Annotated in this window: 18 protein-coding genes; 11 read left to right on the top strand and 7 right to left on the bottom strand. The window is 54.2% G+C overall.

The features are described from left to right. Window positions 1-160: 160 nt before the first annotated feature. Window positions 161-2,143, bottom strand: a complete 1,983-nt coding sequence (locus EDF73_RS02765) for a ligand-gated channel protein (protein WP_132725467.1) — start codon at window positions 2,141-2,143, stop codon at window positions 161-163. Window positions 2,144-2,381: 238 nt separating this feature from the next. Continuing rightward, window positions 2,382-3,218 (bottom strand): S-formylglutathione hydrolase, encoded by an 837-nt coding sequence (fghA, locus tag EDF73_RS02760; protein WP_132725464.1) that lies wholly within the window; start codon window positions 3,216-3,218, stop codon window positions 2,382-2,384. A 369-nt stretch (window positions 3,219-3,587) separates the two neighbouring features. Between fghA and folE the strand changes: the two genes are divergently transcribed. The 6 genes from folE (at window position 3,588) to mglC (ending at window position 10,626) form a co-directional block, all read left to right on the top strand. Beyond that, window positions 3,588-4,256: a GTP cyclohydrolase I FolE gene (folE, locus tag EDF73_RS02755; RefSeq protein ID WP_132725462.1), complete on the top strand. Its 669-nt coding sequence runs from the start codon at window positions 3,588-3,590 to the stop codon at window positions 4,254-4,256. Window positions 4,257-4,272: 16 nt separating this feature from the next. Then, a complete protein-coding gene (gene yeiB, locus EDF73_RS02750) occupies window positions 4,273-5,430 on the top strand; it encodes a DUF418 domain-containing protein YeiB (RefSeq protein WP_132725459.1) in 1,158 nt (385 codons plus the stop codon). A gap of 155 nt (window positions 5,431-5,585) precedes the next feature. After that, window positions 5,586-6,608 (top strand): HTH-type transcriptional regulator GalS, encoded by a 1,023-nt coding sequence (galS, locus tag EDF73_RS02745; protein ID WP_132725456.1) that lies wholly within the window; start codon window positions 5,586-5,588, stop codon window positions 6,606-6,608. A gap of 293 nt (window positions 6,609-6,901) precedes the next feature. Further along, the gene (mglB, locus tag EDF73_RS02740; protein WP_132725453.1) at window positions 6,902-7,900 is read left to right on the top strand and encodes a galactose/glucose ABC transporter substrate-binding protein MglB; all 999 of its coding nucleotides are present in this window, start codon (window positions 6,902-6,904) and stop codon (window positions 7,898-7,900) included. Window positions 7,901-8,079: 179 nt separating this feature from the next. Then, a complete protein-coding gene (gene mglA / locus EDF73_RS02735; RefSeq protein ID WP_132725450.1) occupies window positions 8,080-9,600 on the top strand; it encodes a galactose/methyl galactoside ABC transporter ATP-binding protein MglA in 1,521 nt (506 codons plus the stop codon). 15 nt (window positions 9,601-9,615) lie between these two features. After that, the gene (gene mglC, locus EDF73_RS02730) at window positions 9,616-10,626 is read left to right on the top strand and encodes a galactose/methyl galactoside ABC transporter permease MglC (protein WP_132725447.1); all 1,011 of its coding nucleotides are present in this window, start codon (window positions 9,616-9,618) and stop codon (window positions 10,624-10,626) included. A 184-nt stretch (window positions 10,627-10,810) separates the two neighbouring features. Here the strand turns inward: mglC and sanA are convergent, their stop codons facing one another. The 4 genes from sanA to EDF73_RS02710 form a co-directional block, all read right to left on the bottom strand. Further along, complete coding sequence (sanA, locus tag EDF73_RS02725) at window positions 10,811-11,524, bottom strand: outer membrane permeability protein SanA (protein ID WP_132725444.1); 714 nt, start codon at window positions 11,522-11,524, stop codon at window positions 10,811-10,813. 126 nt (window positions 11,525-11,650) lie between these two features. Next, window positions 11,651-12,535 (bottom strand): cytidine deaminase, encoded by an 885-nt coding sequence (gene cdd, locus EDF73_RS02720; protein ID WP_132725442.1) that lies wholly within the window; start codon window positions 12,533-12,535, stop codon window positions 11,651-11,653. A 127-nt stretch (window positions 12,536-12,662) separates the two neighbouring features. Beyond that, on the bottom strand, window positions 12,663-13,358 hold the full coding sequence (locus tag EDF73_RS02715) for a CidB/LrgB family autolysis modulator (protein WP_132725440.1): 696 nt from the start codon (window positions 13,356-13,358) through the stop codon (window positions 12,663-12,665). Beyond that, window positions 13,348-13,755, bottom strand: coding sequence for a CidA/LrgA family protein (locus EDF73_RS02710; RefSeq protein ID WP_132725438.1), 408 nt, complete (start codon window positions 13,753-13,755; stop codon window positions 13,348-13,350). The genes EDF73_RS02715 and EDF73_RS02710 overlap by 11 nt, the downstream gene beginning before the upstream one ends. Before the next feature lie 365 nt (window positions 13,756-14,120). Between EDF73_RS02710 and dusC the strand changes: the two genes are divergently transcribed. Both dusC and EDF73_RS02700 read left to right on the top strand, forming a co-directional pair. Continuing rightward, on the top strand, window positions 14,121-15,053 hold the full coding sequence (dusC, locus tag EDF73_RS02705; RefSeq protein WP_132725436.1) for a tRNA dihydrouridine(16) synthase DusC: 933 nt from the start codon (window positions 14,121-14,123) through the stop codon (window positions 15,051-15,053). A 354-nt stretch (window positions 15,054-15,407) separates the two neighbouring features. Further along, window positions 15,408-16,772, top strand: coding sequence for a carbohydrate porin (locus tag EDF73_RS02700; RefSeq protein WP_132725435.1), 1,365 nt, complete (start codon window positions 15,408-15,410; stop codon window positions 16,770-16,772). A gap of 44 nt (window positions 16,773-16,816) precedes the next feature. Here EDF73_RS02700 and EDF73_RS02695 read toward each other — a convergent pair whose 3' ends face one another. After that, the gene (locus EDF73_RS02695) at window positions 16,817-17,677 is read right to left on the bottom strand and encodes a helix-turn-helix domain-containing protein (RefSeq protein WP_132725433.1); all 861 of its coding nucleotides are present in this window, start codon (window positions 17,675-17,677) and stop codon (window positions 16,817-16,819) included. Between the two features lie 198 nt (window positions 17,678-17,875). Here EDF73_RS02695 and EDF73_RS02690 point away from each other — a divergent pair, with 198 nt between their 5' ends. The 3 genes from EDF73_RS02690 to bglG all read left to right on the top strand — a co-directional run bounded on the left by EDF73_RS02690 (window position 17,876) and on the right by bglG (window position 21,915). Beyond that, complete coding sequence (locus tag EDF73_RS02690) at window positions 17,876-19,216, top strand: glycoside-pentoside-hexuronide (GPH):cation symporter (RefSeq protein ID WP_132725431.1); 1,341 nt, start codon at window positions 17,876-17,878, stop codon at window positions 19,214-19,216. A 21-nt stretch (window positions 19,217-19,237) separates the two neighbouring features. After that, on the top strand, window positions 19,238-20,917 hold the full coding sequence (locus tag EDF73_RS02685; protein ID WP_132725429.1) for a family 43 glycosylhydrolase: 1,680 nt from the start codon (window positions 19,238-19,240) through the stop codon (window positions 20,915-20,917). A 164-nt stretch (window positions 20,918-21,081) separates the two neighbouring features. Beyond that, window positions 21,082-21,915, top strand: coding sequence for a transcriptional antiterminator BglG (bglG, locus tag EDF73_RS02680; RefSeq protein ID WP_132725427.1), 834 nt, complete (start codon window positions 21,082-21,084; stop codon window positions 21,913-21,915). Window positions 21,916-21,922: the final 7 nt, after the last annotated feature.

The raw sequence follows: 21,922 nt of genomic DNA, 5'->3' as shown, positions 1-21,922 counted from the left end.
GCAGGCTCGCCTGCCAGAGGTGTTGAAAAGCTGGCTGAGCGGCATAAAAAAATCCGTAATCTCACAGAGATTACGGATTCTTACCTGGCCGCAGGCGCGCTCAACCGATCTTTAACCGATCGACATTCCGCTTAAGCGGGGCTTTTTCATCACCGGCTGATCAGAAACTGTAGGTCAGGCCCACGGTATAACGGCGGCCATCCAGTACCGTATCGTAGGTATCGTAATCAATCTGCTTATCGAGAACGTTATACACCCCGGCGGAAACCAGCAGGTTTTTGTTGGCGTTGTAGCGCAAGCCGAGATCCACCTGAGTATAGGACGGGGTCCCCTTCGCCATGGAGGTACGGCTCAGATACTCGGAGGTTTTGCCGCGGAAGTTCAGGCGGCTCCAGAAACCGACGTCCGGCGTGGCCTGCCAGTCCAGAGTGGTGTTGAACATATTTTTCGGCATTTTGTTCAACGGCTTACCAGAGAACTGGCCGCTCTTCTGCTCTGACTGGGTATAGGTGTAGTTCGCCGTCCAGTTCAGGTCGCGGGTGATCTTCCAGCCGAAGGTCGATTCCACGCCGCGCATATTGGCTTTATCGACGTTGACGCGATCGCTGACGAAGTCATAGCTGGTATTACCGATGGTGCAGGCCGGGTCGGCCTTGCTCTCACAGCGACGTACTTCGGTGATCTTGTTTTTAAAGTCGGTGTTGAACAGCGTGACGCCGGCGTTCAGGTTGTCGTTGTTATCCCACAGCAGGGCAATCTCTTCGCTCAGGCTCTTTTCCGGCTTCAGATCGGGGTTGCCGACGATAATGCCGTCAAGGCGGCCGCCGCCGGTCACCTGGCCCCAGCTGGCGGAAGACTGACGCAGATCCGGCGCGCGGTAGCCCGCGGAAACGCCGCCTTTCAACGTCCACTGCTCGGCAAGATGCCAGACGCCGTAGCCGCGCGGCGTCCAGTTGGTGCCGTAGTTTTCGTCTTTATCCATGCGCAGACCGCCGGTCAGCGTAAAGCTTTCGGTCATGGCCCACTCATCTTCAGCAAACAGCGCCCAGCTCCAGCGGGTCAGTTTGCTCAGGCCGTCGGCGGCCTCCAGCTGGTTACCTTTATCGCTCAGTTTCTCATAACGATACTGTCCGCCCAGCGTCAGGGTGTGATCGCCAAGGAAGACCTGGTTCTGGTTGTTAAAGGTCGTATTGTACGATTTCATCTTACGCCCGGGGTTGTTGGTCTCTTCCTGCTGGGCGTAGCTGGTGGTGTTGAAGTCGTCGTAATAACCGCTATGGGTCAGAGAATAGGTGGTGTGTTCATAGCGGGATTCGCTTTTGCTATTGGGCGTACAGACATTGCCGCGGCAGCTCTCCTCAGCCATTGACATCCCCGGGGTGCTGTTGCGGTCCTGCAGTTCACGCGCGTAATCGAAATCGAAGTCGTTTTGGTCATCGGGGGTGAAGTTCAGCGTCACGCCGCCGTTGCGCATTTTCTGCTCGTTGAAGCCGTTTTCGATTTTATCTTCCGCGCGGCGTGAGAGCAGACCGGTCACTTTTGCCCCCAGCAGGCCGTCAATCAGCGGGCCGGAAGCGTAGACGTTGGTCTGGAACAGGTCGCCGGAATCGTTGTTTTCCTGGAAAGTCGCGTCGCCATGCAGCGACCCTGTCCAGGCTTTGGTATTGGACACTTTTTTGGTAATGATGTTAATCACGCCGCCCATGGCATCGGAGCCATAGAGCGAAGACATCGGCCCGCGGATGACTTCGATGCGCTCGATGGACTCCAGCGGCGGCAGCCAGCCCTGTTCGATCCCGGAGTTATCGCTGTTCGGGCGGGTGCTGCGGGTGCTGACGCGCTTACCGTTGACGAGGAACAGGGTGTACTGGGAGGACATGCCGCGGATGCTGATATCGCTGCTGCTGCCGCCGCCCGTGACCACCACGCCGGGGACATCTTTCAGCGCGTCGGTGACGTCGCGGTAGGCCTTATCTTCAATCTGCTGTTTGCTGATAACAGAGATAGAGGCGGGCGCATTCTGAATTTTCTGCTCAAAGCCCGTAGCCGTAATGACCATCGTTTCATCGGCTGCGTGAACAAGCTGCGGAGTCGCGGCTGCGCATATGGCGGCGGCAAGTACCTTAATGCGAGGTATAGTCATTTTTACATTCCATTTCAAATGAATAAATCTCCATCGGGCTAACCCTGAGAACCGTATTTATTTGTCTTGTAAGAACTCTGAATGATGGAGAGAAGAAGGAGGGATTGTACAAAAAAATGTTATTTTGTAAACATTAATGATAATTGAAATCATTTGTATTTACTTGGCGAGAGATTAAATGAGCCTAAATTCAAAAAGATAGGGAGATGTAAAGATGGAGGGACTCAGCCCTCCTGTTTCATTTGATGAGGTGTCTGGCGTGAAAACGCAGATGGTCTTCGATAAAGGAGGCGATGAAATAGTAGCTGTGATCGTAGCCGGGCTGAATTCTCAGGGTTAACGGCCAGTCTTTTTGCCGGGCGACCTCGGCGAGGACCGCCGGCTGCAGCTGCAGGGCGAGGAAGGTGTCGTTATCGCCTTGATCGATCAGGGTGGGGATGGCGTCGGTCCCCTGGCTGGCCTGCATTAATGCGCAGCTATCCCACGCCTGCCATGTCGACTCATCGGCGCCCAGATAGGCGCTGAACGCTTTCTGCCCCCATGGCACCTGCGCGGGATTCACGATGGGCGCGAAGGCCGATACGCTGACGAAACGGCCCGGGTTTTTCAACGCCATGATCAGCGCGCCGTGTCCGCCCATGGAGTGGCCGCTGATAGCGCAGCGCTCACCGACGTTAAACTGGCTGCCAATAAGCTGCGGGAGTTCATCGCGAAGATAGTCATACATCCGGTAGTGTGCGGACCACGGCGCCTGGGTGGCGTTAAGATAGAACCCGGCGCCTTTACCCAGGTCGTAACCGGCGTCATCGGCGACGCTATCGCCGCGCGGGCTGGTATCCGGCATCACCAGCGCAATGCCCAGCTCTGCGGCAATGCGCTGTGCGCCGGCCTTGGTGGTAAAATTTTCATCGTTGCAGGTCAACCCTGATAGCCAGTAGAGAACCGGCGGCGGAGTGTCTGTGCGCAACGGTGGTAAAAAGATGCTGAACGTCATTGAACAGTTCAGGGTACTGGAGTCGTGTCGCCAGCGTTGCTGCCGACCTTCGTAACAGCGATGCTCTTCAAGCAATTCCATGCCGGGCTCCTCAGGAAGATAAGTGCACGTAATAAGCCATAATACAGATATTTCATGCGCCCGTGAGCAACTTTCACTTTCTCCTTTGATGAACCTATTGCATCATTAATGCAACTTTTAGCCAACATGCCGGCTGCTGCCATGTGAGGCGAGATGGCGTTCAGCCACGGTAGTGTATAAGGCGTGGCGATGGACGGCGTTGCATCATTGATAAGCGGTACGCGGGAGCCGTCGCGAGATATCAATAGCTAACGCAAATTTCAACAATTATCGTTTCGGCTACTGGATTATGTGCGCCACCTCACGCACAATGAATGCAAACTTTGCCCGCAGAAGAGCAAAGAGCGCCACACCTGCAGGAGAACCTAAATGTCAGCACTGAGTAAAGAAGCCATACTCGTTCATGAAGCGCTGGTCGCTCGTGGGCTGGAGACGCCGCTGCGTCCGCCAGTACAAGAAATTGATAATGAAACTCGCAAGCGTCTGATTGCCGGACACATGACCGAGATTATGCAACTGCTGAATCTTGATCTATCTGATGACAGCCTGATGGAAACGCCGCATCGCATCGCCAAAATGTATGTCGACGAGATCTTTTCCGGGCTGGATTACGCCAGGTTCCCAAAAATCACCGTTATCGAAAACAAGATGCAGGTGGATGAAATGGTGACCGTGCGTGATATCACGCTGACCAGCACCTGCGAACACCATTTTGTCACCATCGATGGTAAGGCGACGGTGGCCTATATTCCGAAAGATTCGGTGATTGGCCTGTCGAAAATCAACCGCATCGTGCAGTTCTTCTCCCAGCGCCCGCAGGTGCAGGAGCGACTGACGCAGCAGATTTTAACCGCGCTGCAGACGCTGCTGGGTACCAGCAACGTGGCGGTGTCCATTGATGCGGTGCATTACTGCGTGAAGGCGCGCGGCATCCGTGACGCCACCAGTGCGACCACCACCACCTCATTGGGCGGCTTGTTTAAATCCAGTCAGAATACCCGCCAGGAGTTCCTGCGCGCCGTCCGTCACCACAACTAAAAACGGAGCAGGTTACATGGAGCGAAATGTCACGCTGGACTTTGTCCGCGGCGTTGCTATCCTCGGTATCCTGCTACTGAATATCAGCGCCTTCGGCTTGCCGAAGGCCGCTTATCTCAACCCGGCATGGGCCGGGAGCTTTACTCTCCGCGACGCCTGGACCTGGGCGATTCTCGATCTGCTGGCGCAGGTCAAATTTCTCACGCTATTTGCCTTGCTGTTTGGCGCCGGGCTTCAGCTCCTGCTGCCGCGCGGCAAGCGCTGGATCCAGTCGCGTCTGACGCTGCTGGCGCTGCTGGGCTTTATTCACGGCCTGTTTTTCTGGGATGGCGATATTCTGCTGGCCTATGCATTAGTCGGTCTGGTGGCCTGGCGGATGGTGCGCGATGCGCATCACATCAAATCGCTGTTTAATACCGGCGTCATCCTGTATGTCATCGGCGTGGCGGTGCTGGTGCTGCTGGGGGTGATTTCCGGCGGGGCGCCGAACCGTTCGTGGGTCCCTGATGCCGCCAGCTTACAGTATGAGCAATACTGGAAGCTGAACGGCGGTATGGAGGCCGTGAGCAATCGCGCCGATATGTTATCCGCTAACCTGCTGGCGCTCGGCGCGCAGTACGGCTGGCAGCTGGCGGGGATGATGCTGATGGGCGCGGCCCTGATGCGCAGCGGCTGGTTAAAAGGGCAGTTCAGCCTTAGCCATTATCGGCGTACCGGTGCGCTGCTGATTGTCGGCGGAATGGCGGTCAACCTGCCGGCGATTCTGGCGCAGTGGCATCTCGCCTGGGACCCGCGCTGGTGTGCTTTCCTGTTACAGGCGCCGCGCGAGCTGGGTGCGCCGCTACAAACGATTGGCTACGCCTCGCTGGCGTGGGGCTTCTGGCCACAGCTGTGCAGACTGCGGCTGGTGGGCGCGATTGCCTGCGTCGGGCGGATGGCGTTAACCAACTACCTGCTACAGACCCTCATTTGCACCACGATTTTCTACCGTTTCGGCCTGTTTATGAAGTTTGACCGCCTGCAGTTGTTAGCCTTCGTCATCCCGGTCTGGGCGGTCAATCTCATCTTTTCCTGGTTCTGGCTGCGCCATTTCCGCCAGGGGCCGGTTGAATGGCTATGGCGTCAGTTAACCCTGCGTGCGTCAGGGACCTCATTGAAAAACACATCCAGATAACGATCTTGATCACAATCGTTAACAAAATGAATGTAACCGTTTCCAGGCTTGTGACATCACTCACGTAGCATGCCCCGCGTCGCTGCCAGAATAGCCTCCTTGCTGAACACAGGAGGTGGGTGTGACGTATTGCAATTCTCTTAAGGTCGGTGAGCATGATCACCATTCGTGATGTCGCCCGTCAGGCGGGCGTTTCCGTCGCTACCGTTTCGCGGGTGCTTAACAACAGTGCACTGGTGAGCCCGGATACGCGGGAAAATGTAATGAAAGCGGTAGCGCAGCTGGGCTACCGGCCGAATGCCAATGCGCAGGCGCTGGCGACGCAGGTCAGCGACACGATTGGCGTGGTGGTGATGGATGTGTCGGATGCCTTCTTCGGCGCGCTGGTCAAAGCGGTCGATACCGTCGCCCAGCAGCACCAGAAGTATGTGCTGATCGGCAACAGCTATCATGAGGCGGAAAAAGAGCGTAACGCCATTGAAGTGCTGATTCGCCAGCGCTGCTCGGCGCTGATTGTCCATTCCAAGGCGCTAAGCGATGAGGAACTGGGCGATTTTATGCAGCATATTCCCGGGATGGTGCTGATTAATCGCATCGTACCGGGCTACGCCCATCGCTGCGTGGGGCTGGATAACGTCAGCGGCGCGCTGATGGCGACGCGCATGCTGCTCAATCATGGTCACCAGCGCATCGGCTATCTCTCTTCTAATCACGGTATTGAAGATGACGACCTGCGCCGGGAAGGGTGGTTCAAAGCGTTACAGGAACACGGCATTATGGCCCCGGATAGCTGGGTCGGTTGCGGATCGCCGGATATGCAGGGAGGGGAGGCGGCCATGGTCGAGCTGCTGGGGCGTAACCTGGGCCTGACCGCCGTTTTCGCCTATAACGACAGTATGGCGGCAGGGGCGCTGACAACGCTGAAAGATAACGGCATTGTCGTCCCGCAGCATCTTTCCCTGATTGGCTTTGATGATATCCCGATTGCCCGTTACACCGACCCGCAGCTAACGACGGTGCGCTATCCGGTTATGTCGATGGCGAAACTGGCGACGGAGCTGGCCCTGCTGGGGGCGGCGGGCAAGCTGGATAGCGATGCGCGCCACTGCTTTATGCCGACGCTGGTGCGTCGTCATTCGGTGATGCAGCGGCAAATTGCGGGGCCGATCACTAACTGATTATGCGCTTTATGTAACCGCTTTCAATCTGTGAGTAAATTCACAGTATATTAACATTCAACTGATTATGATGGCCTCGTTTACCAGTCTGAACCACTATGTCACGGTGATTAATCACTTTTAGCGTAGGAACAAGGCGCTAAACGCTTAATAAAGTCGTATTTCTGGAGCGTTACCCTACACGGAAGACAGAACTTACAGTCGTGAACGTTGTTGTGCGGTAACTTTAATGTAACAAATCCCCGCCAGCTATTTTCACACCAACGGCCCTACATAATAAAACCGGAGATTCCATGAATAAGAAGGTGTTAACCCTGTCTGCTGTTATGGCTAGCATGTTATTTGGCGCCGCGGCACACGCAGCTGATACCCGCATCGGCGTAACCATTTATAAATATGACGACAACTTTATGTCGGTGGTGCGCAAGGCAATCGAGAAAGACGGTAAATCGGCGCCGGACGTCCAGCTGCTGATGAATGACTCACAGAACGACCAGTCTAAACAGAACGATCAGATTGACGTTCTGCTGGCTAAAGGGGTGAAAGCACTGGCGATCAACCTGGTTGACCCGGCAGCAGCGGGTACCGTTATTGATAAAGCGCGCGGCCAGAACGTACCGGTGGTGTTCTTTAACAAAGAGCCTTCCCGCAAAGCGCTGGACAGCTATGACAAAGCTTATTATGTCGGTACCGACTCCAAAGAGTCCGGGATTATTCAGGGCGACCTGATCGCGAAACACTGGAAAGCTAACGCCGGCTGGGATCTGAATAAAGATGGTCAGATTCAGTATGTGCTGCTGAAAGGCGAACCGGGCCACCCGGACGCTGAAGCGCGTACCACCTACGTTATCAAAGAGCTGAATGACAAAGGTCTGAAGACTCAGCAGCTGCAGCTGGACACCGCTATGTGGGATACCGCTCAGGCGAAAGATAAGATGGATGCGTGGCTGTCCGGACCGAACGCCAACAAAATTGAAGTTGTCATTGCTAACAACGATGCGATGGCGATGGGCGCAGTTGAAGCGCTGAAGGCCCACAATAAGAGCAGCATTCCGGTATTTGGCGTCGACGCCCTGCCTGAAGCGCTGGCGCTGGTTAAATCCGGTGCGATGGCCGGCACCGTGCTGAACGATGCTAACAACCAGGCGAAAGCCACTTTCGATCTGGCGAAAAACCTGGCAGAAGGTAAAGAAGCGGCCGCAGGCACAAACTGGAAGATTGATAATAAAATCGTCCGCGTGCCTTATGTTGGCGTAGATAAAGACAATCTCAGCCAGTTTATCGGTAAATAATTATTGAGTTACGGGCGGGGGGATGATACCCGTAATTATTTCGGGTTGCTGAAAGCTACCGCTGATGCAACCTGAAATATAATGCGTAGCCCCGCCCGATTATTCCTGATACAGAACCAGACTCTGGCCGTGCGTTTATTCGCCGGGCGGGGTGTGCATGAACGCAGCCAGGTATAACTATGGTCAGCAATAATAGCGAACGGTCAGGCGAATTCTTGTTGGAAATGAGCAATATCAACAAGTCGTTTCCTGGCGTCAAGGCACTCGATAATGTCAATCTGAAAGTCCGTCCTCATTCTATTCATGCATTAATGGGAGAGAACGGCGCGGGTAAATCAACATTATTAAAATGTCTTTTTGGGATCTATCAAAAGGATTCCGGTAGTATTCTTTTCCAGGGACAAGAGATCGATTTCCATTCCGCGAAAGAAGCGTTGGAAAACGGTATTTCAATGGTTCATCAGGAGTTAAACCTGGTATTGCAACGTTCGGTGATGGACAACATGTGGCTGGGGCGTTACCCCACCAAAGGCATGTTTGTCGATCAGGATAAAATGTATCGCGATACCAAAGGCATCTTTGACGAACTGGATATTGATATCGATCCGCGGGCGCGCGTTGGCACCCTGTCAGTTTCACAAATGCAGATGATTGAAATCGCTAAGGCATTTTCCTATGACGCGAAAATCGTCATTATGGATGAGCCCACTTCGTCATTGACGGAAAAAGAGGTCAATCACCTGTTTAAGATTATCCGTAAGCTGAAAGAGCGCGGCTGCGGTATTGTCTATATCTCACATAAGATGGAAGAAATTTTCCAGCTGTGCGATGAAATTACCATTCTGCGCGATGGTCAGTGGATTGCCACCCAGCCGCTGGAAGGGCTGGATATGGACAAGATCATCTCGATGATGGTTGGCCGTTCGCTGAACCAGCGCTTCCCGGATCGGCAAAACAAACCGGGTGAAGTGATTCTTGAGGTTCGCAACCTGACTTCACTGCGTCAGCCGTCGATTCGCGATGTCTCTTTCGATCTGCACAAGGGCGAAATTCTCGGGATCGCCGGGCTGATGGGGGCGAAGCGTACCGATATCGTTGAGACGATTTTCGGCATCCGTGAAAAATCAGGCGGCACAATCACGCTGCATGGCAAGAAGATTAATAATCATAGCGCCAATGAAGCGATTAACCATGGTTTTGCCTTAGTCACCGAAGAACGACGTTCTACCGGGATTTATGCCTATCTGGATATCGGCTTTAACTCGCTGATCTCCAATATTAAGAAATATAAGAACAGGGTTGGCTTGTTAGATAACTCACGTATGAAAAGCGATACCCAATGGGTGATTGACTCGATGCGCGTGAAAACGCCAGGGCAGCATACGCAAATTGGTTCGTTGTCCGGTGGTAACCAGCAGAAGGTGATTATCGGGCGCTGGTTATTAACCCAGCCGGAGATACTGATGCTTGATGAACCGACGCGCGGGATTGACGTCGGCGCGAAGTTCGAAATCTATCAGCTGATTGCCGAGCTGGCTAAGAAAAATAAAGGAATCATCATTATCTCCTCCGAGATGCCGGAGCTGCTGGGTATTACCGACCGTATTCTGGTAATGAGCAATGGTCTTGTCGCCGGAATTGTTGAGACAAAAACTACTACGCAAAACGAAATTTTACGTCTTGCGTCGTTGCATCTTTAAGAGCAGGGGCTTCTCATGAGTGTGTTAAATAAAAAAAGCTTTCTCACTTACCTGAAAGAAGGTGGGATTTACGTCGTTCTTTTGGTTTTGCTGGCCATTATTATTTTCCAGGACCCCACGTTCTTAAGTCTGCTGAACTTGAGTAACATCCTGACCCAGTCTTCAGTACGTATTATTATCGCCCTCGGCGTGGCCGGGCTGATTGTGACCCAGGGTACCGACCTGTCGGCCGGTCGCCAGGTCGGGCTGGCGGCGGTTATCGCCGCCACTATGCTCCAGGCGGTCGATAACGCCAACAAGGTGTTCCCGGATATGGCCACGATGCCGATTCCGCTGGTGATCCTGCTGGTCTGTGCCATTGGCGCGGTGATTGGTCTGATTAACGGCATCATCATTGCTTATCTGAATGTGACGCCGTTTATTACCACCCTCGGTACGATGATCATCGTCTATGGGATCAACTCCCTGTACTACGATTTTGTCGGAGCGTCACCGATTTCAGGCTTTGACAGCCACTTCTCGCAGTTTGCCCAGGGGTTTGTGGCGCTGGGAACTTTCCGCCTGTCGTACATTACTTTCTATGCGCTGATTGCGGTGTTCTTCGTGTGGATCCTGTGGAATAAAACCCGTTTTGGCAAAAACATTTTTGCCATCGGCGGCAACCCGGAAGCGGCGAAGGTTTCTGGCGTTAACGTGGCGCTTAACCTGCTGATGATTTATGCCCTGTCCGGCGTGTTCTATGCCTTCGGTGGCCTGCTGGAAGCCGGGCGTATCGGTTCTGCGACCAACAACCTCGGTTTTATGTATGAGCTGGACGCGATTGCGGCCTGCGTCGTCGGCGGCGTATCGTTCAGCGGCGGGGTGGGTACGGTGCTGGGGGTGGTGACCGGGGTTATCATCTTTACCGTCATCAACTATGGTCTGACCTATATCGGCGTAAACCCTTACTGGCAGTATATTATTAAAGGGGCGATTATTATCTTCGCCGTGGCGCTGGATTCCCTGAAATACGCGCGTAAGAAATAATATTCCGCTGTCATCCGGCCCGCGCAGATCGCGCGGGCTTTTTTTATGTTTCGCAATGGGGACGATTTCTGTGTTACGCGCCTCTTCGCTAAACGTTTTATCGCGAAAGACGGCGCTGCGGGGGAACGAGCGGCGACGCCGTCGACACGGGCTGCATCGAGGAACGGCCGTTCTCTATGGCCTGTCACTTCTCTTTTTGCAATTCCAGCAGCTGCTCCGGCGTTACCGCCGGGTAGGACTGCGCCCCCTCCGGGACCGCCTGCAAGGTCGGAATGGGAATCAGCGGCCCTAAAAAACGCGGCTCACGTTTGAACACATACAGATCGGCCAGCGCGCCAAAGCGGGCGCCGAACTCACGTAAGCGCACATTCCACATATCTTTCGGCGAAGGCACCGCATAGCACTGCGCCTGAATCCCCATATGCAGAGCGATAAACAGCGCCCGCTCGCAGTGGAAGCGCTGGGTGATGATAATAAAGTCGTTGGTATCGAAAACTTTACGCGTCCGCACAATGGAATCGAGGGTGCGGAAACCCGCGTAATCGAGCACGATATCTGCCGGATCGACGCCGCCTTTAATCAAATCACGGCGCATGGTCATCGGCTCATTGTAGCTTTGCAGCGCATTATCGCCGCTCAGCAGCAGATAGTTCACCTTCCCGCTATTGTAGGCGTTCAGCGCGCCCTGAATGCGGTAGCGGTAATATTGATTGATGACCCCGGTGCGATAATACTTGGCGGTACCGAGCACGACCCCAACCTGGCGGTAGGGCAGATCCTGCAGCTCGTCGTAAATATAGGGGGCTGTTTTCCAGCTCATCCAACGGTCAAGACCCAGCACGGTCAACAGCAGCAGGCCGAACAGGACTAACAGGCTGTATAACACACGCTTTAACATTCACCTGACTCAATGTGGACAATGGAGCTATCAGGCTACTTTACCCGCCGGGCAAGAGCAAGAAACCATCGTTTAATTGCGGGGATTTTCAACAATGCGGGCCAGCAGACCCGCATGGCAGGATGCTTAAGCGAGCAGAATGCGGTCAATGCTGTGACAGCCTAACGCTTTCAGCGTGGCGGCGGTCGCATCCCACTGAATCAGCGGCGCATCGGCTTTCTCGGCAAGAATAGCGCGCTGAATATCCGGATAATCATATCCATTGAGACTCAGCAGGTTCAGCGCCCCCTGCAGCGGAGGCAGGGTGGGGTTAAAGGCGGCATTTTCCGCATAGCTGCCGGCGAAAATCGTCCCGTCTTTCAGCTCCAGCGCCACGCCGGAAGGGGCGTTGCTGTAGGGCATATGGCAGCGGTTGGCCGCCTGAATAGCCGCCTGCGTCAGCGCATCGCCGGCCAGTGGGAAACCATGGTCCTGCTCATCCATCAGCAGCGTTTTGATCGCCAGATCCTTCGGGCCGAAAGCATCCGGCAGGTAGTGCTGTAGGGAGTGCGCCTCGCGGCCCGGCAGATGGATACGCAGGACCTGGCTGCTGTTCAGCTCATTCATAAACTGACGGCAGTGGCCGCAGGGGGTGTAGTTGACGGTGATCGCCAGCAGGGACTTTTCGCCGCGCAGCCAGGCATGGCTGATGGCACTCTGTTCCGCGTGGACGGTTTGCTGCATGGTTGCGCCGGGGAATTCCATGTTACCGCCGAAATACCAGCTGCCGCTGATCCCGCGGGCGATGGCGCCAACGTTAAAATGGGAGAGGTCGGCGCGCGCGCAGGCCGCGGCGAGCGGCAGCAGCGCAAAGGCCAGCGCGTCTTCGTCCAGCCCTGTGGCGTTGCGCAGCGCTGTGACCTGCCCGGCATCCAGCAGTGCTGGAAAATGCGGGTCGGTCAGCATCGGGGCGATGGCCGCTTGCAGGTCTGCCGCCAGGAGAGGAAGAGCAGCTTGAAAACGTGGGTGCATGGCGTTGCCTCATAACAATGTAATGGGAATCTAGTGTACGGGCGGTGATGGCTCGTATATGTGATTAATATCTCATTGTTTATGCAACTTTGTTATGTTGCACTGATAAATGTGATTTAAATCACATTTATCCGACTATCGCCAGCACCAGCGGAAACAAAAAGGGGGCGACCAGCGAAGTAATAATCCCGCAGAGTACCAGCGCCAGCGAGCTGAACGCCCCTTCCTGATAATCCAGCTCCGCACAGCGGGCGGTGCCCAGCGCATGCGATGCGGTACCCATCGACAGCCCGCGCGCGGCTTTGGTGCGGATACGCATCAGGTTAAGCAGCGTATGGCCGAATACCGCCCCGAGAATACCCACGAAAATCACGCACACCGCGCTGATCGCCGGAATACCGCCAATGCTGCCGCTGACCGCCATCGCAATGGGCGTGGTGACCGATTTCGGCATAATCGACGCGGCGATTTGCGGCGTCGCCCCCATCAGCAGAGCAACGCTGGTTCCGGTAATCATGGCCACGACGCTGCCGATAAAGCAGATCGTAATGATCGATTTCCAGCGGGCGCGGATTTGGTGCAACTGTTCGTATAAGGGAAAGGCCAGCGCCACGACCGCCGGCTGAAGCAGGTCGTTGAGAATTTTGCTGCCCTGAAAATAGCGATCGTAGGAGATTCCGCTGATGAGCAAAAAGGGGATGATTACCACCATCGCCACCAGCAGCGGGTTGAGCAGCGGGAATTTAAACCGCACGGCCAGCTTACGGGCGAGGAAAAAAACGATTAGCGTCAGCGGCAAAGACCACCAGATTTCATGCATCATCTTTGATGTCCTCTTTTTGTCCGATCACTTTACGTTCGCCGTGGACCAGGTGCGAGCTCCAGCTCACCACCAAAAAAACCACCAGTGTACTGATGGCGCAGGAGATCGCCACCGGGCCCAACTGCGCGCGCAGCAAATCCCAGTATTGCATGACGCCCACGCCGATGGGCACGAACAGCAGCGCCATGTAACGAATCAGCACGTTACAGCCGGGGTTGACCCATTTCGGCGGCATAATCTGCAGCGCCAGCAGAACGAACAAAATCAGCATCCCGATAATGCTGCCGGGGATAGTCATCGGCAGCAGGGAGGCAATAAAAATCCCGGCGTATAAACAGGCATAGATCAGGACAAAAGCCCGTAGATACTGCCAGATAATATTCAGCGATTTACTCATGGTAATAACCCTTGATGAACCGAATTCATCATACAATTAAACCTTGAAATGTGCTACCGATCACATCATGAATTCTACGCATACCTGGAATAGAGCGACGGAACTGGAACACCCGCAGGCGCGGTAGATAATGTGTTCCCTGCGCGCGTTGTCGACCATCAGATTGGACCAGCTATGATAAAAGCATAGAGATCATCTTACGGCTTTGCAGCAGGTTTCCGCTTTCAACCGTCGGCAGGCTATTGAAATGATAGACAGCACGGTGAGCCGACCGGCAAGACGATGGCCTGATCTCTCGCTAAAGCCCCTTTTAACCCGCAGGCAGAGGCGTTAACATAGCGCCTCTTTTTTTCCCGGATAACGATATGCGTGTTTTACTGGCGCCGATGGAAGGCGTGCTCGATTCGCTGGTGCGCGAGCTGCTGACCGAAGTGAATGATTACGATCTGTGCATCACCGAGTTTTTACGCGTGGTGGATCAGCTGCTGCCGGTAAAATCGTTCTACAGGCTCTGCCCGGAGCTTCATCACCATAGCCGGACGCCTTCCGGTACGCGCGTGCGGGTGCAACTGCTCGGCCAGTACCCGCAGTGGCTGGCGGAAAACGCCGCGCGGGCGGTAGAGCTGGGCTCCTGGGGCGTCGATCTTAACTGCGGCTGTCCGTCAAAGCTGGTTAACGGCAGCGGCGGCGGGGCGACGTTGCTCAAAGACCCGGAGCTGATTTATCGTGGCGCCAGGGCGATGCGCGAAGCGGTACCCGCCCATCTGCCGGTGACGGTCAAAATCCGTCTGGGCTGGGACAGCGGGGCGCGTCGGTTTGAAATTGCTGATGCGGTGCAGCAGGCCGGAGCGACGGAGCTCGTCGTGCATGGGCGTACCAAAGAAGATGCGTATAAAGCGGAACGCATCAACTGGGCGGCAATTGGTGAAATCCGCCAGCGGCTGTCGATTCCGGTGATTGCCAACGGTGAAATCTGGGACTGGCAAAGCGCGCAGGATTGCCTGGCGGCCACCGGCTGCGACTCGGTGATGATTGGCCGCGGCGCGCTTAACGTGCCGAATTTAAGCCGGGTGATAAAATACAACGAGCCGCGCATGCCGTGGCCGCAGGTCGTTGCGCTGTTGCAAAAATATACCCGTCTGGAAAAACAGGGCGATACCGGACTGTACCATGTGGCACGAATCAAACAGTGGCTCAGTTATTTGCGTAAAGAATATAATGAAGCGCTGGTGGTATTTAATGAAATCCGCACCCTGAAAACCTCCGCGGACATTGCCGCCGCTATTGCCCGCTATTAGGGAAAGATTGTTAATCCGCTCACACTTTATTACTCCGGGAGCGTCTGCTGATGGGCATTTCTGTCGCTGAGTGATATTGTGGGGCTCTTATATTCAGGGTTGCTACTGATTACAGGCAAAACCTAAGCACTTCCGTCATTCGTGGCGGGAGTGCTTAGGTTTTTTTTTGCCTTTTATTTTTGAGGGGTTAAATGACGATTTAAAACAATAAGTTATGCTAAGGTCGGTTGCATTAATAAAGCAGTTGGATGACTGACGGGCAGCTATTGCAAAAATAAAAATGAAGACTAAAAACGGGCGGTTTTATTGCCTGGGGCCAGCTATTACCTTTACGCAGTCATAATGGATATCTTTATGCACAACAAGAAAATAAATCATCTCCTGTTGCTGGTGACATTTTCGCTGTTAGTTCCCGGCGCTTTCGCTGCGGAAACGGAAAAATGGAACGGTACGGTATTAGGTTTTGAAAAACCGCAACAAGGATTGCTTGGCGATATGCTGGGAATTCGCCCGATCCTCGAAGATAACGGGTTTAATTATAATCTCGGTTATCTCAATGAAATGGGCTACAACGCCGGCGGCGGCTATAACCATGATAAACATCTGGCCTATATTGACCAGTTTGCTTTGACCTTTAACCAGGATCTGGAACGCTGGACCGGGATCCCGGACGCACGGATTGAAGGCAATATCGTTAACCGCAACCATAACGACGATCTGACCACCCGGCGGTTGCAGGATCCGCGCGTCAACTTTAACGATTTGACCCAGGAGAGCTGGGGAGGGCAGTCCATTACCCGTCTCGGCTGGCTGACCTTTGCCCGCAGCTTCGATGACCGCCGTCTGACCTGGCGTATCGGGATGATGAATAAGGTCCAGACCTTCGATCAGATTATCCCCTGCGATTTCCAGATGCTTTCACAGTGCGGCGGTAAGTCCGCCAATTCGCTGACCTGGAATAACTGGAATGTGCATACGTGGGGGACGACCGTTGAATATAAACTGACCCCCACGCTGACGCTGAAAGGCGGGGTTATGGAGCAGAATCCGCAGGCCTCATCCCGTAGCCATGCGTGGAGCTGGTCGACAAAAGGCAGTAAAGGCATTCTGCTGCCGGTCGAGATCGAAGCGCGACCGACGATCGGCGGGCTGCCCGGCGCCTGGAACCTGGGGGTACTCTTTACCAATGCACCGCAGAGCGATCTTTATACGGGAAAATCCGGCGGTCCTGGGGCCAGCGACCCGCAGGGATATGCCCAGCATAACCGCACCTGGTTTCTGTACAGCGGGATGAATCAGCAGATCACCCGTCATGCCGACGATGCGAACCGGGGCATGAGCGTCTCGCTGAGCGGCAGCTATAGCGATCGGCGCAGCAACTACATCCATACCGCCGTGGCCGCATCAATGCGCTATCGCGGCCTGTTCGACGCCCGCCCGCAAGACTGGCTGGGTTTTGGCCTGACCTGGATGGATATGAGCAGCCACTACGCGCGTAACCAGCAGTATATGAACGAGATGAGCGGGGCGACGGACTACTCTGCGGCGAACTACCAGCCGGTGGCCGGCCATTCGCTGAATGCGGAACTGTACTATCGCCTGCGTCCGGTGTCGTGGCTTGAGCTGCAGCCGGGCCTGCAGTACTGGCATCGCCCGGGCGGTGTGGCGCAGACTCAGGATGCCTGGGTTATCGAGTGGAAAACCGTGGTGACCTTCTGAACCGCGAAGGCCGGACAGGCATCCGCCCGCCGTGCGGGCGGATGCTATCCAACGTGCCGGTTATTCAGACGGTCGCGAAACTCCAGCGGCGTACAGCCGAGGTGCTGGCGAAAGCGTAAACAGAAATAGGCGCTATCGGTAAAGCCCGCGCTTTGGGCGACATCGACAATTTTTAGCTGGCTGGAGGTCAGCAGCTGAACCGCCACCTTGAGCTTACGGAGAAAAATATACTCTTTGAATGTCATGTTAAACAGCTGCTTAAACGTGCGCGAAAAGTAGGACTTCGACACCTGGCACCGCTGCGCCGCCTCCAGCGTGGTGGTCTCCCAGGCCTTATTCTCTTCAATCTCATACAATAATTGGCGCACTCTGCTGACAAAACCGCTGCCGGGGGCATGGGGGAAGGTCTCATCATCGTGATGCAGGGAGAACACGAACTCCATCAGCAGGGCGATGCTTTTCAAAAATACCGCCTGATTCTCCGGTTTCTTCCCCTGACTGACGGCCCAGTCAAAAAGCGCCGTCAGCTGCACGCCGGTCGCTGAATCCGGATACAAAACCCGGATGCGATCCTTTTGCCGGGAAAAATGGCTCACGGCCAGCGGATTTAAAAAATCAAATTCAAACTGGAACAGATAGCGATTGTGATTGCGCTCGGGAAGCAGGTACATCGCATGAGGGATCAGCGCCGGGACGAAAATCAGCGTGCCGTTTTTTATCGGGATCTGGCGATCGTTGATACCAAAATAACCACAGGAACGATCGAACCACATCAATTCATACATAAAGTGAAAATGCGTCTTCACATCATCGCCGGAATACTCGGGGAGCTGATATTGCTGCAGGTAGTAGAGTTCTTGCGTCAGGGTAATGATATTTTCATAGGTGACCGGGTCATCATGCATACAACGTCTCCTTTTTTATACTATATGACGATCGGCAAATAAAACAAAAAGCGTTCTTAATGTAAATGCGATAGCCATCACAGGGCAGGTTCACTTTTATTATATAGCCATCCTCTCTTTATACATATCGACGGCGCCGATGGGCCTACAATGGCCTTGTCAGCAGCAACAACCTTTACTTGTATGGGGTTACCGTCAATGAACAGAATAATGCCGTTAAACTGGTATAAGAAAATGGGCTATGGGCTTGGAGATACCGCCTGTAATTTGGTCTGGTCATCCATCATGTTATTTATGGCCTATTTTTATACGGATATTTTTGGTTTGTCACCGGCACATATGGGGACGATGTTTTTAGCCGTCCGGGTAATCGATGCCTTTTTTGATGTGGGGATCGGGGCGGTGACTGACCGCACGCGAACCAGATATGGCCAGTTTCGTCCTTATTTACTGTGGTTTGCTATTCCTTTTGGCGTAATGTGCATGTTGACCTTTTATACGCCTGATTTTTCCTATACCGGCAAGCTGATTTATGCCTACGGTTCTTATACCCTGCTGTCGCTGTTATATAGCGCCATTAATGTTCCCTATTGCGCGATGATTAATAATATCAGCCAGAGCTCCGTCGAGCGGGTATCGTTGCAATCCTGGCGCTTCGCCATGAGCTCAGCGGGAGGATTATTAGTCTCCGTGGCCGCGCTTCCGGCGGTAGCGTGGCTGGGGAAAGGGAATATCCAGCATGGCTACTTTTATGCCATGGTGCTGATTAGTAGCCTGGGCATTATTTTGTTTTATCTGTGCTTCTTCCTGACCAAAGAGACCTCGATTGCGGCGATCGACGCCAATCGCGGAAGTCTGTTGCAGGATCTACGTATTTTATTGAAAAACCGGGACTGGCGGATCCTCTTTACGCTTAACGTCATCAATCTGGTGGCGGTTATCTTTAAAATGGGGATCATTATTTACTTCTGCAATTACGTGTTGCAACGTAGCGACATGAGCAGTGTGATGATTACCGTGTCAATTGTTTCCGGGTTAGTCGGGACGATTTTTTCGGTTTATATATTTCGCGATATGGATAAAGTTCGCGGGTTTAAGCTGGCGATGTTGCTGGAGGCGATATTACTCGCCGCGCTCTATTTCTTTGCTCATTCATCGTTAGTGATTATTTTTGCTTTTGTTATGGCGATTAATTTTATTCAACTGGCGGCCACGCCATTACAATGGGCGATGCTCTCGGATGTCGTCGATGTAATTGAACGAGATACCGGTAAGAAAATGAGCGGCATCGTTTTTTCAACCAACCTTTTTGCTATCAAATTAGGCATTGCGATCGGCGGTGCGCTGATGGGCTGGCTATTGTCATGGAGTGGCTATATTGGCGGCGCGGCGCAGCAACCGCAGGCGGCGATACTGACGATTAAATTAATTTTTACCGTATTACCGGCGGTGCTGGTTCTGGCGCTGACGATCGTCATGCGCCGGTATTCTTTATCCGATCGGTCGCTGGCGGCGGTGGAAAAACCCGGTACGTTATAATTTATTAAAAGGACGTAGTTGATGATTAAAAATCCTGTATTACGTGGTTTTCATCCGGATCCGGCAATCTGTCGGCGGGGCGATGAGTATTACATTGCCGTTTCGTCATTCGAATGGTTCCCCGGCATTCCGGTTTATCACTCCACCGATTTAGAGAACTGGACGTTACGCAGCCACGTGTTGAACGATCCGCAAACTCTGGATCTGCGCAAGCTACGTTCCGCCAAAGGTATCTGGGCGCCGTGTCTGACCTGGTGTGAAGCCGACCGGCTGTTTTACGTGGTTTACGGCATCATGAACGCCATGAATGGCCGCTATTTTGATGTCGATAACTATCTGGTCACCGCCGCGGAGATTAACGGTCCATGGAGCGACCCGGTCTATATCCACTCCGTGGGCTATGACGCCTCCATTTTCCATGATGATGATGGCAGAAAGTGGATTGTCGCCGTCGATTGGGAGACCCGCGATGGCTATGCCGGGGCGATCTCCATCGTGGAGTACGATCCGCAGGCGAAAGCGGCGGTTGGCTATCCGCAGCGTATCTGGCAGGGGGTATATGGCATGGCGGAGGGGGCGCATATCACCCGGCGCAATGGTTATTATTACATCATGTGCGCCGAGGGCGGCACCGGCTACGGCCACTGCGTGACCCTCGGGCGGGCGCAGCATATTCTGGGTCCTTATCAAAAAGATCCGCAAAGTCCGCTGCTAACCTCCGCGCGGGCGGACGATTTGCAAAAACCGGTGCATATCGATAAAACATCCGCCTCGGCGTTTGATAAAGATTATCTCCGGCGTGAGTGTTTTAACCCGGCATCGACGCTGCAAAAATCCGGTCACGCCAGCTACGTCGAAGATGAGCACGGGAATGTTATTGTGGCCCACCTGTGCGGCCGGCCGCTGCTTCCGGAACTGGCCTGCACGCTGGGGCGGGAGACCGCGCTCCAAAAAATGCACTGGACGCCGGAGGGGTGGCTGCGCCTGAACGCGGGCGGCAACCTGGCGCAGGAATATGTCGATCTGGGGCCGTCGGCGACGGTTGATGAAGCGGCGGAGCGGGTTGAGCGGGTCGATTTTTCTGCGGAGGTACTGCCGCCCGGGTGGTACGCGCCGCGCATTCCGGCCGCGGATTTTACGCGCTATGTGCCCGACCAGGGGTATCTGGCGCTGCGCGGTCAGGAGTCGCTGTGTTCTGAGAACCGCGTCAGCCTGCTGGCGCGGAAGCTGACCTCGGTGTACGCCACGTTGACGGCATGCATGGATTTTCAACCCGAGGTGTTCCAGCACGGCGCCGGGCTGGTGCTGTACTACGACAACATGAACTATCTGTTCCTGCAGAAAACCTTCGACGACCGGCAACAGCGCTCGCGCTTGTATGTCATCCATGTCGATAACGGCTTGAAGCGGGAAGATCATCTGGCAACGGTGGCTGGCGTGGATGGCCCGGTTTATCTGCGGCTGGCGATTGACGGAAAGTCGACGCAGTTTTTCTGGTCGCCGGACAACCAGACCTTTCATGCAATAGGCCAGGCCTACAGCACCGCCCTGTTTTCCGATGAATATAGCCGCTATGGCGAATTTACCGGCGCGTTTGTCGGTATTGGCTGCGTGGATTCCGCCTACCACCGGCGGCAGGCGGCGTTTTATTCGCTGGAATATCGCGCGTCTGAGCAGCGTTCGCTACCGCAACCGGCATAGATAAGCGGATTAGTCGCGATCCGTATCACGTTTTTCTGCTTCATTAGTTGAGACGGCGGAAGAAATTGCTACAGTGCGGGGGTTGGATTGCTACTGCTTCGGCAGGCAAAACCTGATTTCCTGGCGTTTGTCGGGGGTCAGGTTTTTTTGTTTCTGGGGTTCATATGCAAATCGCCAAAGTTCTTAATAATAATGTGGTGGTTGTTTTAGATGAGCAGCGACGCGAACAGGTGGTGATGGGGCGAGGGCTTGCCTTTCAGAAACGCGTCGGCGACTCGCTGGATGAAAGTAAAATTGAAAAGGTCTTCGCGCTGCAGAGCGATGAACTGGTTGGCCGTTTAGGTGAACTACTCAGTCAGATACCGTTAGAAGTGATGACCACCTGCGATCGGATTATCGAGCTGGCGCGCGGGCGGTTGGGTAAGCTCCAGGAGAGTCTGTATATCACCCTGACCGACCACTGCCACTTTGCCATTGAACGGCAAAAGAACGGGGTGACGATTCGCAACGTCCTGCTGTGGGACATTAAGCGGCTCTATCCGAAGGAGTTTGAGCTGGGCCAGGAAGCGCGGGCGATTATCGCCAGGCGGCTCGGCGTTGAGCTTGCCGAAGATGAGGCCGGGTTTATTGCGCTACATCTGGTGACCGCACAGCTCAACAGCGAAATGCCGGAAGTGATGCACGTGACCCGGGTGATGCAGGAAATCCTGCAGCTGGTGAAGTATCAGCTGCAGCTGAATTATGACGAAGAGTCGCTAAGCTACCAGCGCTTTGTCACCCATCTGAAGTTTTTCGCCCAGCGGATGCTAACGCGCACGGTGGTGGCAGATGATGACATCACTTTGCATAGCGCGGTGAAAGACAACTACGCCAAAGCGTGGAAGTGTGCGGAAACCGTCGCTCGTCATCTGCAGAAAAGCTATCAGCGTTCGCTGACGACGGAAGAAATTATGTTTCTCGCTATCCATATCGAACGGGTGAGAAAAGAAGGGCGCTAAATCCCCT

Origin of the sequence: Klebsiella sp. BIGb0138 (assembly GCF_004342285.1) — a bacterium.
Taxonomy (GTDB): domain Bacteria; phylum Pseudomonadota; class Gammaproteobacteria; order Enterobacterales; family Enterobacteriaceae; genus Klebsiella.
The sequence above is the reverse complement of the archived record's forward strand: the minus strand, read 5'-3'. Positions and strand labels throughout refer to the sequence as shown.

Excerpts from the sequence above, each read along its gene's own strand:
- EDF73_RS02765 (WP_132725467.1), bottom strand. The coding sequence starts at position 2,143 with ATGACTATACCTCGCATTAAGGTACTTGCCGCCGCCATATGCGCAGCC.
- fghA (WP_132725464.1), bottom strand. The coding sequence starts at position 3,218 with ATGGAATTGCTTGAAGAGCATCGCTGTTACGAAGGTCGGCAGCAACGC.
- folE (WP_132725462.1), top strand. The coding sequence starts at position 3,588 with ATGTCAGCACTGAGTAAAGAAGCCATACTCGTTCATGAAGCGCTGGTC.
- yeiB (WP_132725459.1), top strand. The coding sequence starts at position 4,273 with ATGGAGCGAAATGTCACGCTGGACTTTGTCCGCGGCGTTGCTATCCTC.
- galS (WP_132725456.1), top strand. The coding sequence starts at position 5,586 with ATGATCACCATTCGTGATGTCGCCCGTCAGGCGGGCGTTTCCGTCGCT.
- mglB (WP_132725453.1), top strand. The coding sequence starts at position 6,902 with ATGAATAAGAAGGTGTTAACCCTGTCTGCTGTTATGGCTAGCATGTTA.
- mglA (WP_132725450.1), top strand. The coding sequence starts at position 8,080 with ATGGTCAGCAATAATAGCGAACGGTCAGGCGAATTCTTGTTGGAAATG.
- mglC (WP_132725447.1), top strand. The coding sequence starts at position 9,616 with ATGAGTGTGTTAAATAAAAAAAGCTTTCTCACTTACCTGAAAGAAGGT.
- sanA (WP_132725444.1), bottom strand. The coding sequence starts at position 11,524 with ATGTTAAAGCGTGTGTTATACAGCCTGTTAGTCCTGTTCGGCCTGCTG.
- cdd (WP_132725442.1), bottom strand. The coding sequence starts at position 12,535 with ATGCACCCACGTTTTCAAGCTGCTCTTCCTCTCCTGGCGGCAGACCTG.
- EDF73_RS02715 (WP_132725440.1), bottom strand. The coding sequence starts at position 13,358 with ATGATGCATGAAATCTGGTGGTCTTTGCCGCTGACGCTAATCGTTTTT.
- EDF73_RS02710 (WP_132725438.1), bottom strand. The coding sequence starts at position 13,755 with ATGAGTAAATCGCTGAATATTATCTGGCAGTATCTACGGGCTTTTGTC.
- dusC (WP_132725436.1), top strand. The coding sequence starts at position 14,121 with ATGCGTGTTTTACTGGCGCCGATGGAAGGCGTGCTCGATTCGCTGGTG.
- EDF73_RS02700 (WP_132725435.1), top strand. The coding sequence starts at position 15,408 with ATGCACAACAAGAAAATAAATCATCTCCTGTTGCTGGTGACATTTTCG.
- EDF73_RS02695 (WP_132725433.1), bottom strand. The coding sequence starts at position 17,677 with ATGCATGATGACCCGGTCACCTATGAAAATATCATTACCCTGACGCAA.
- EDF73_RS02690 (WP_132725431.1), top strand. The coding sequence starts at position 17,876 with ATGAACAGAATAATGCCGTTAAACTGGTATAAGAAAATGGGCTATGGG.
- EDF73_RS02685 (WP_132725429.1), top strand. The coding sequence starts at position 19,238 with ATGATTAAAAATCCTGTATTACGTGGTTTTCATCCGGATCCGGCAATC.
- bglG (WP_132725427.1), top strand. The coding sequence starts at position 21,082 with ATGCAAATCGCCAAAGTTCTTAATAATAATGTGGTGGTTGTTTTAGAT.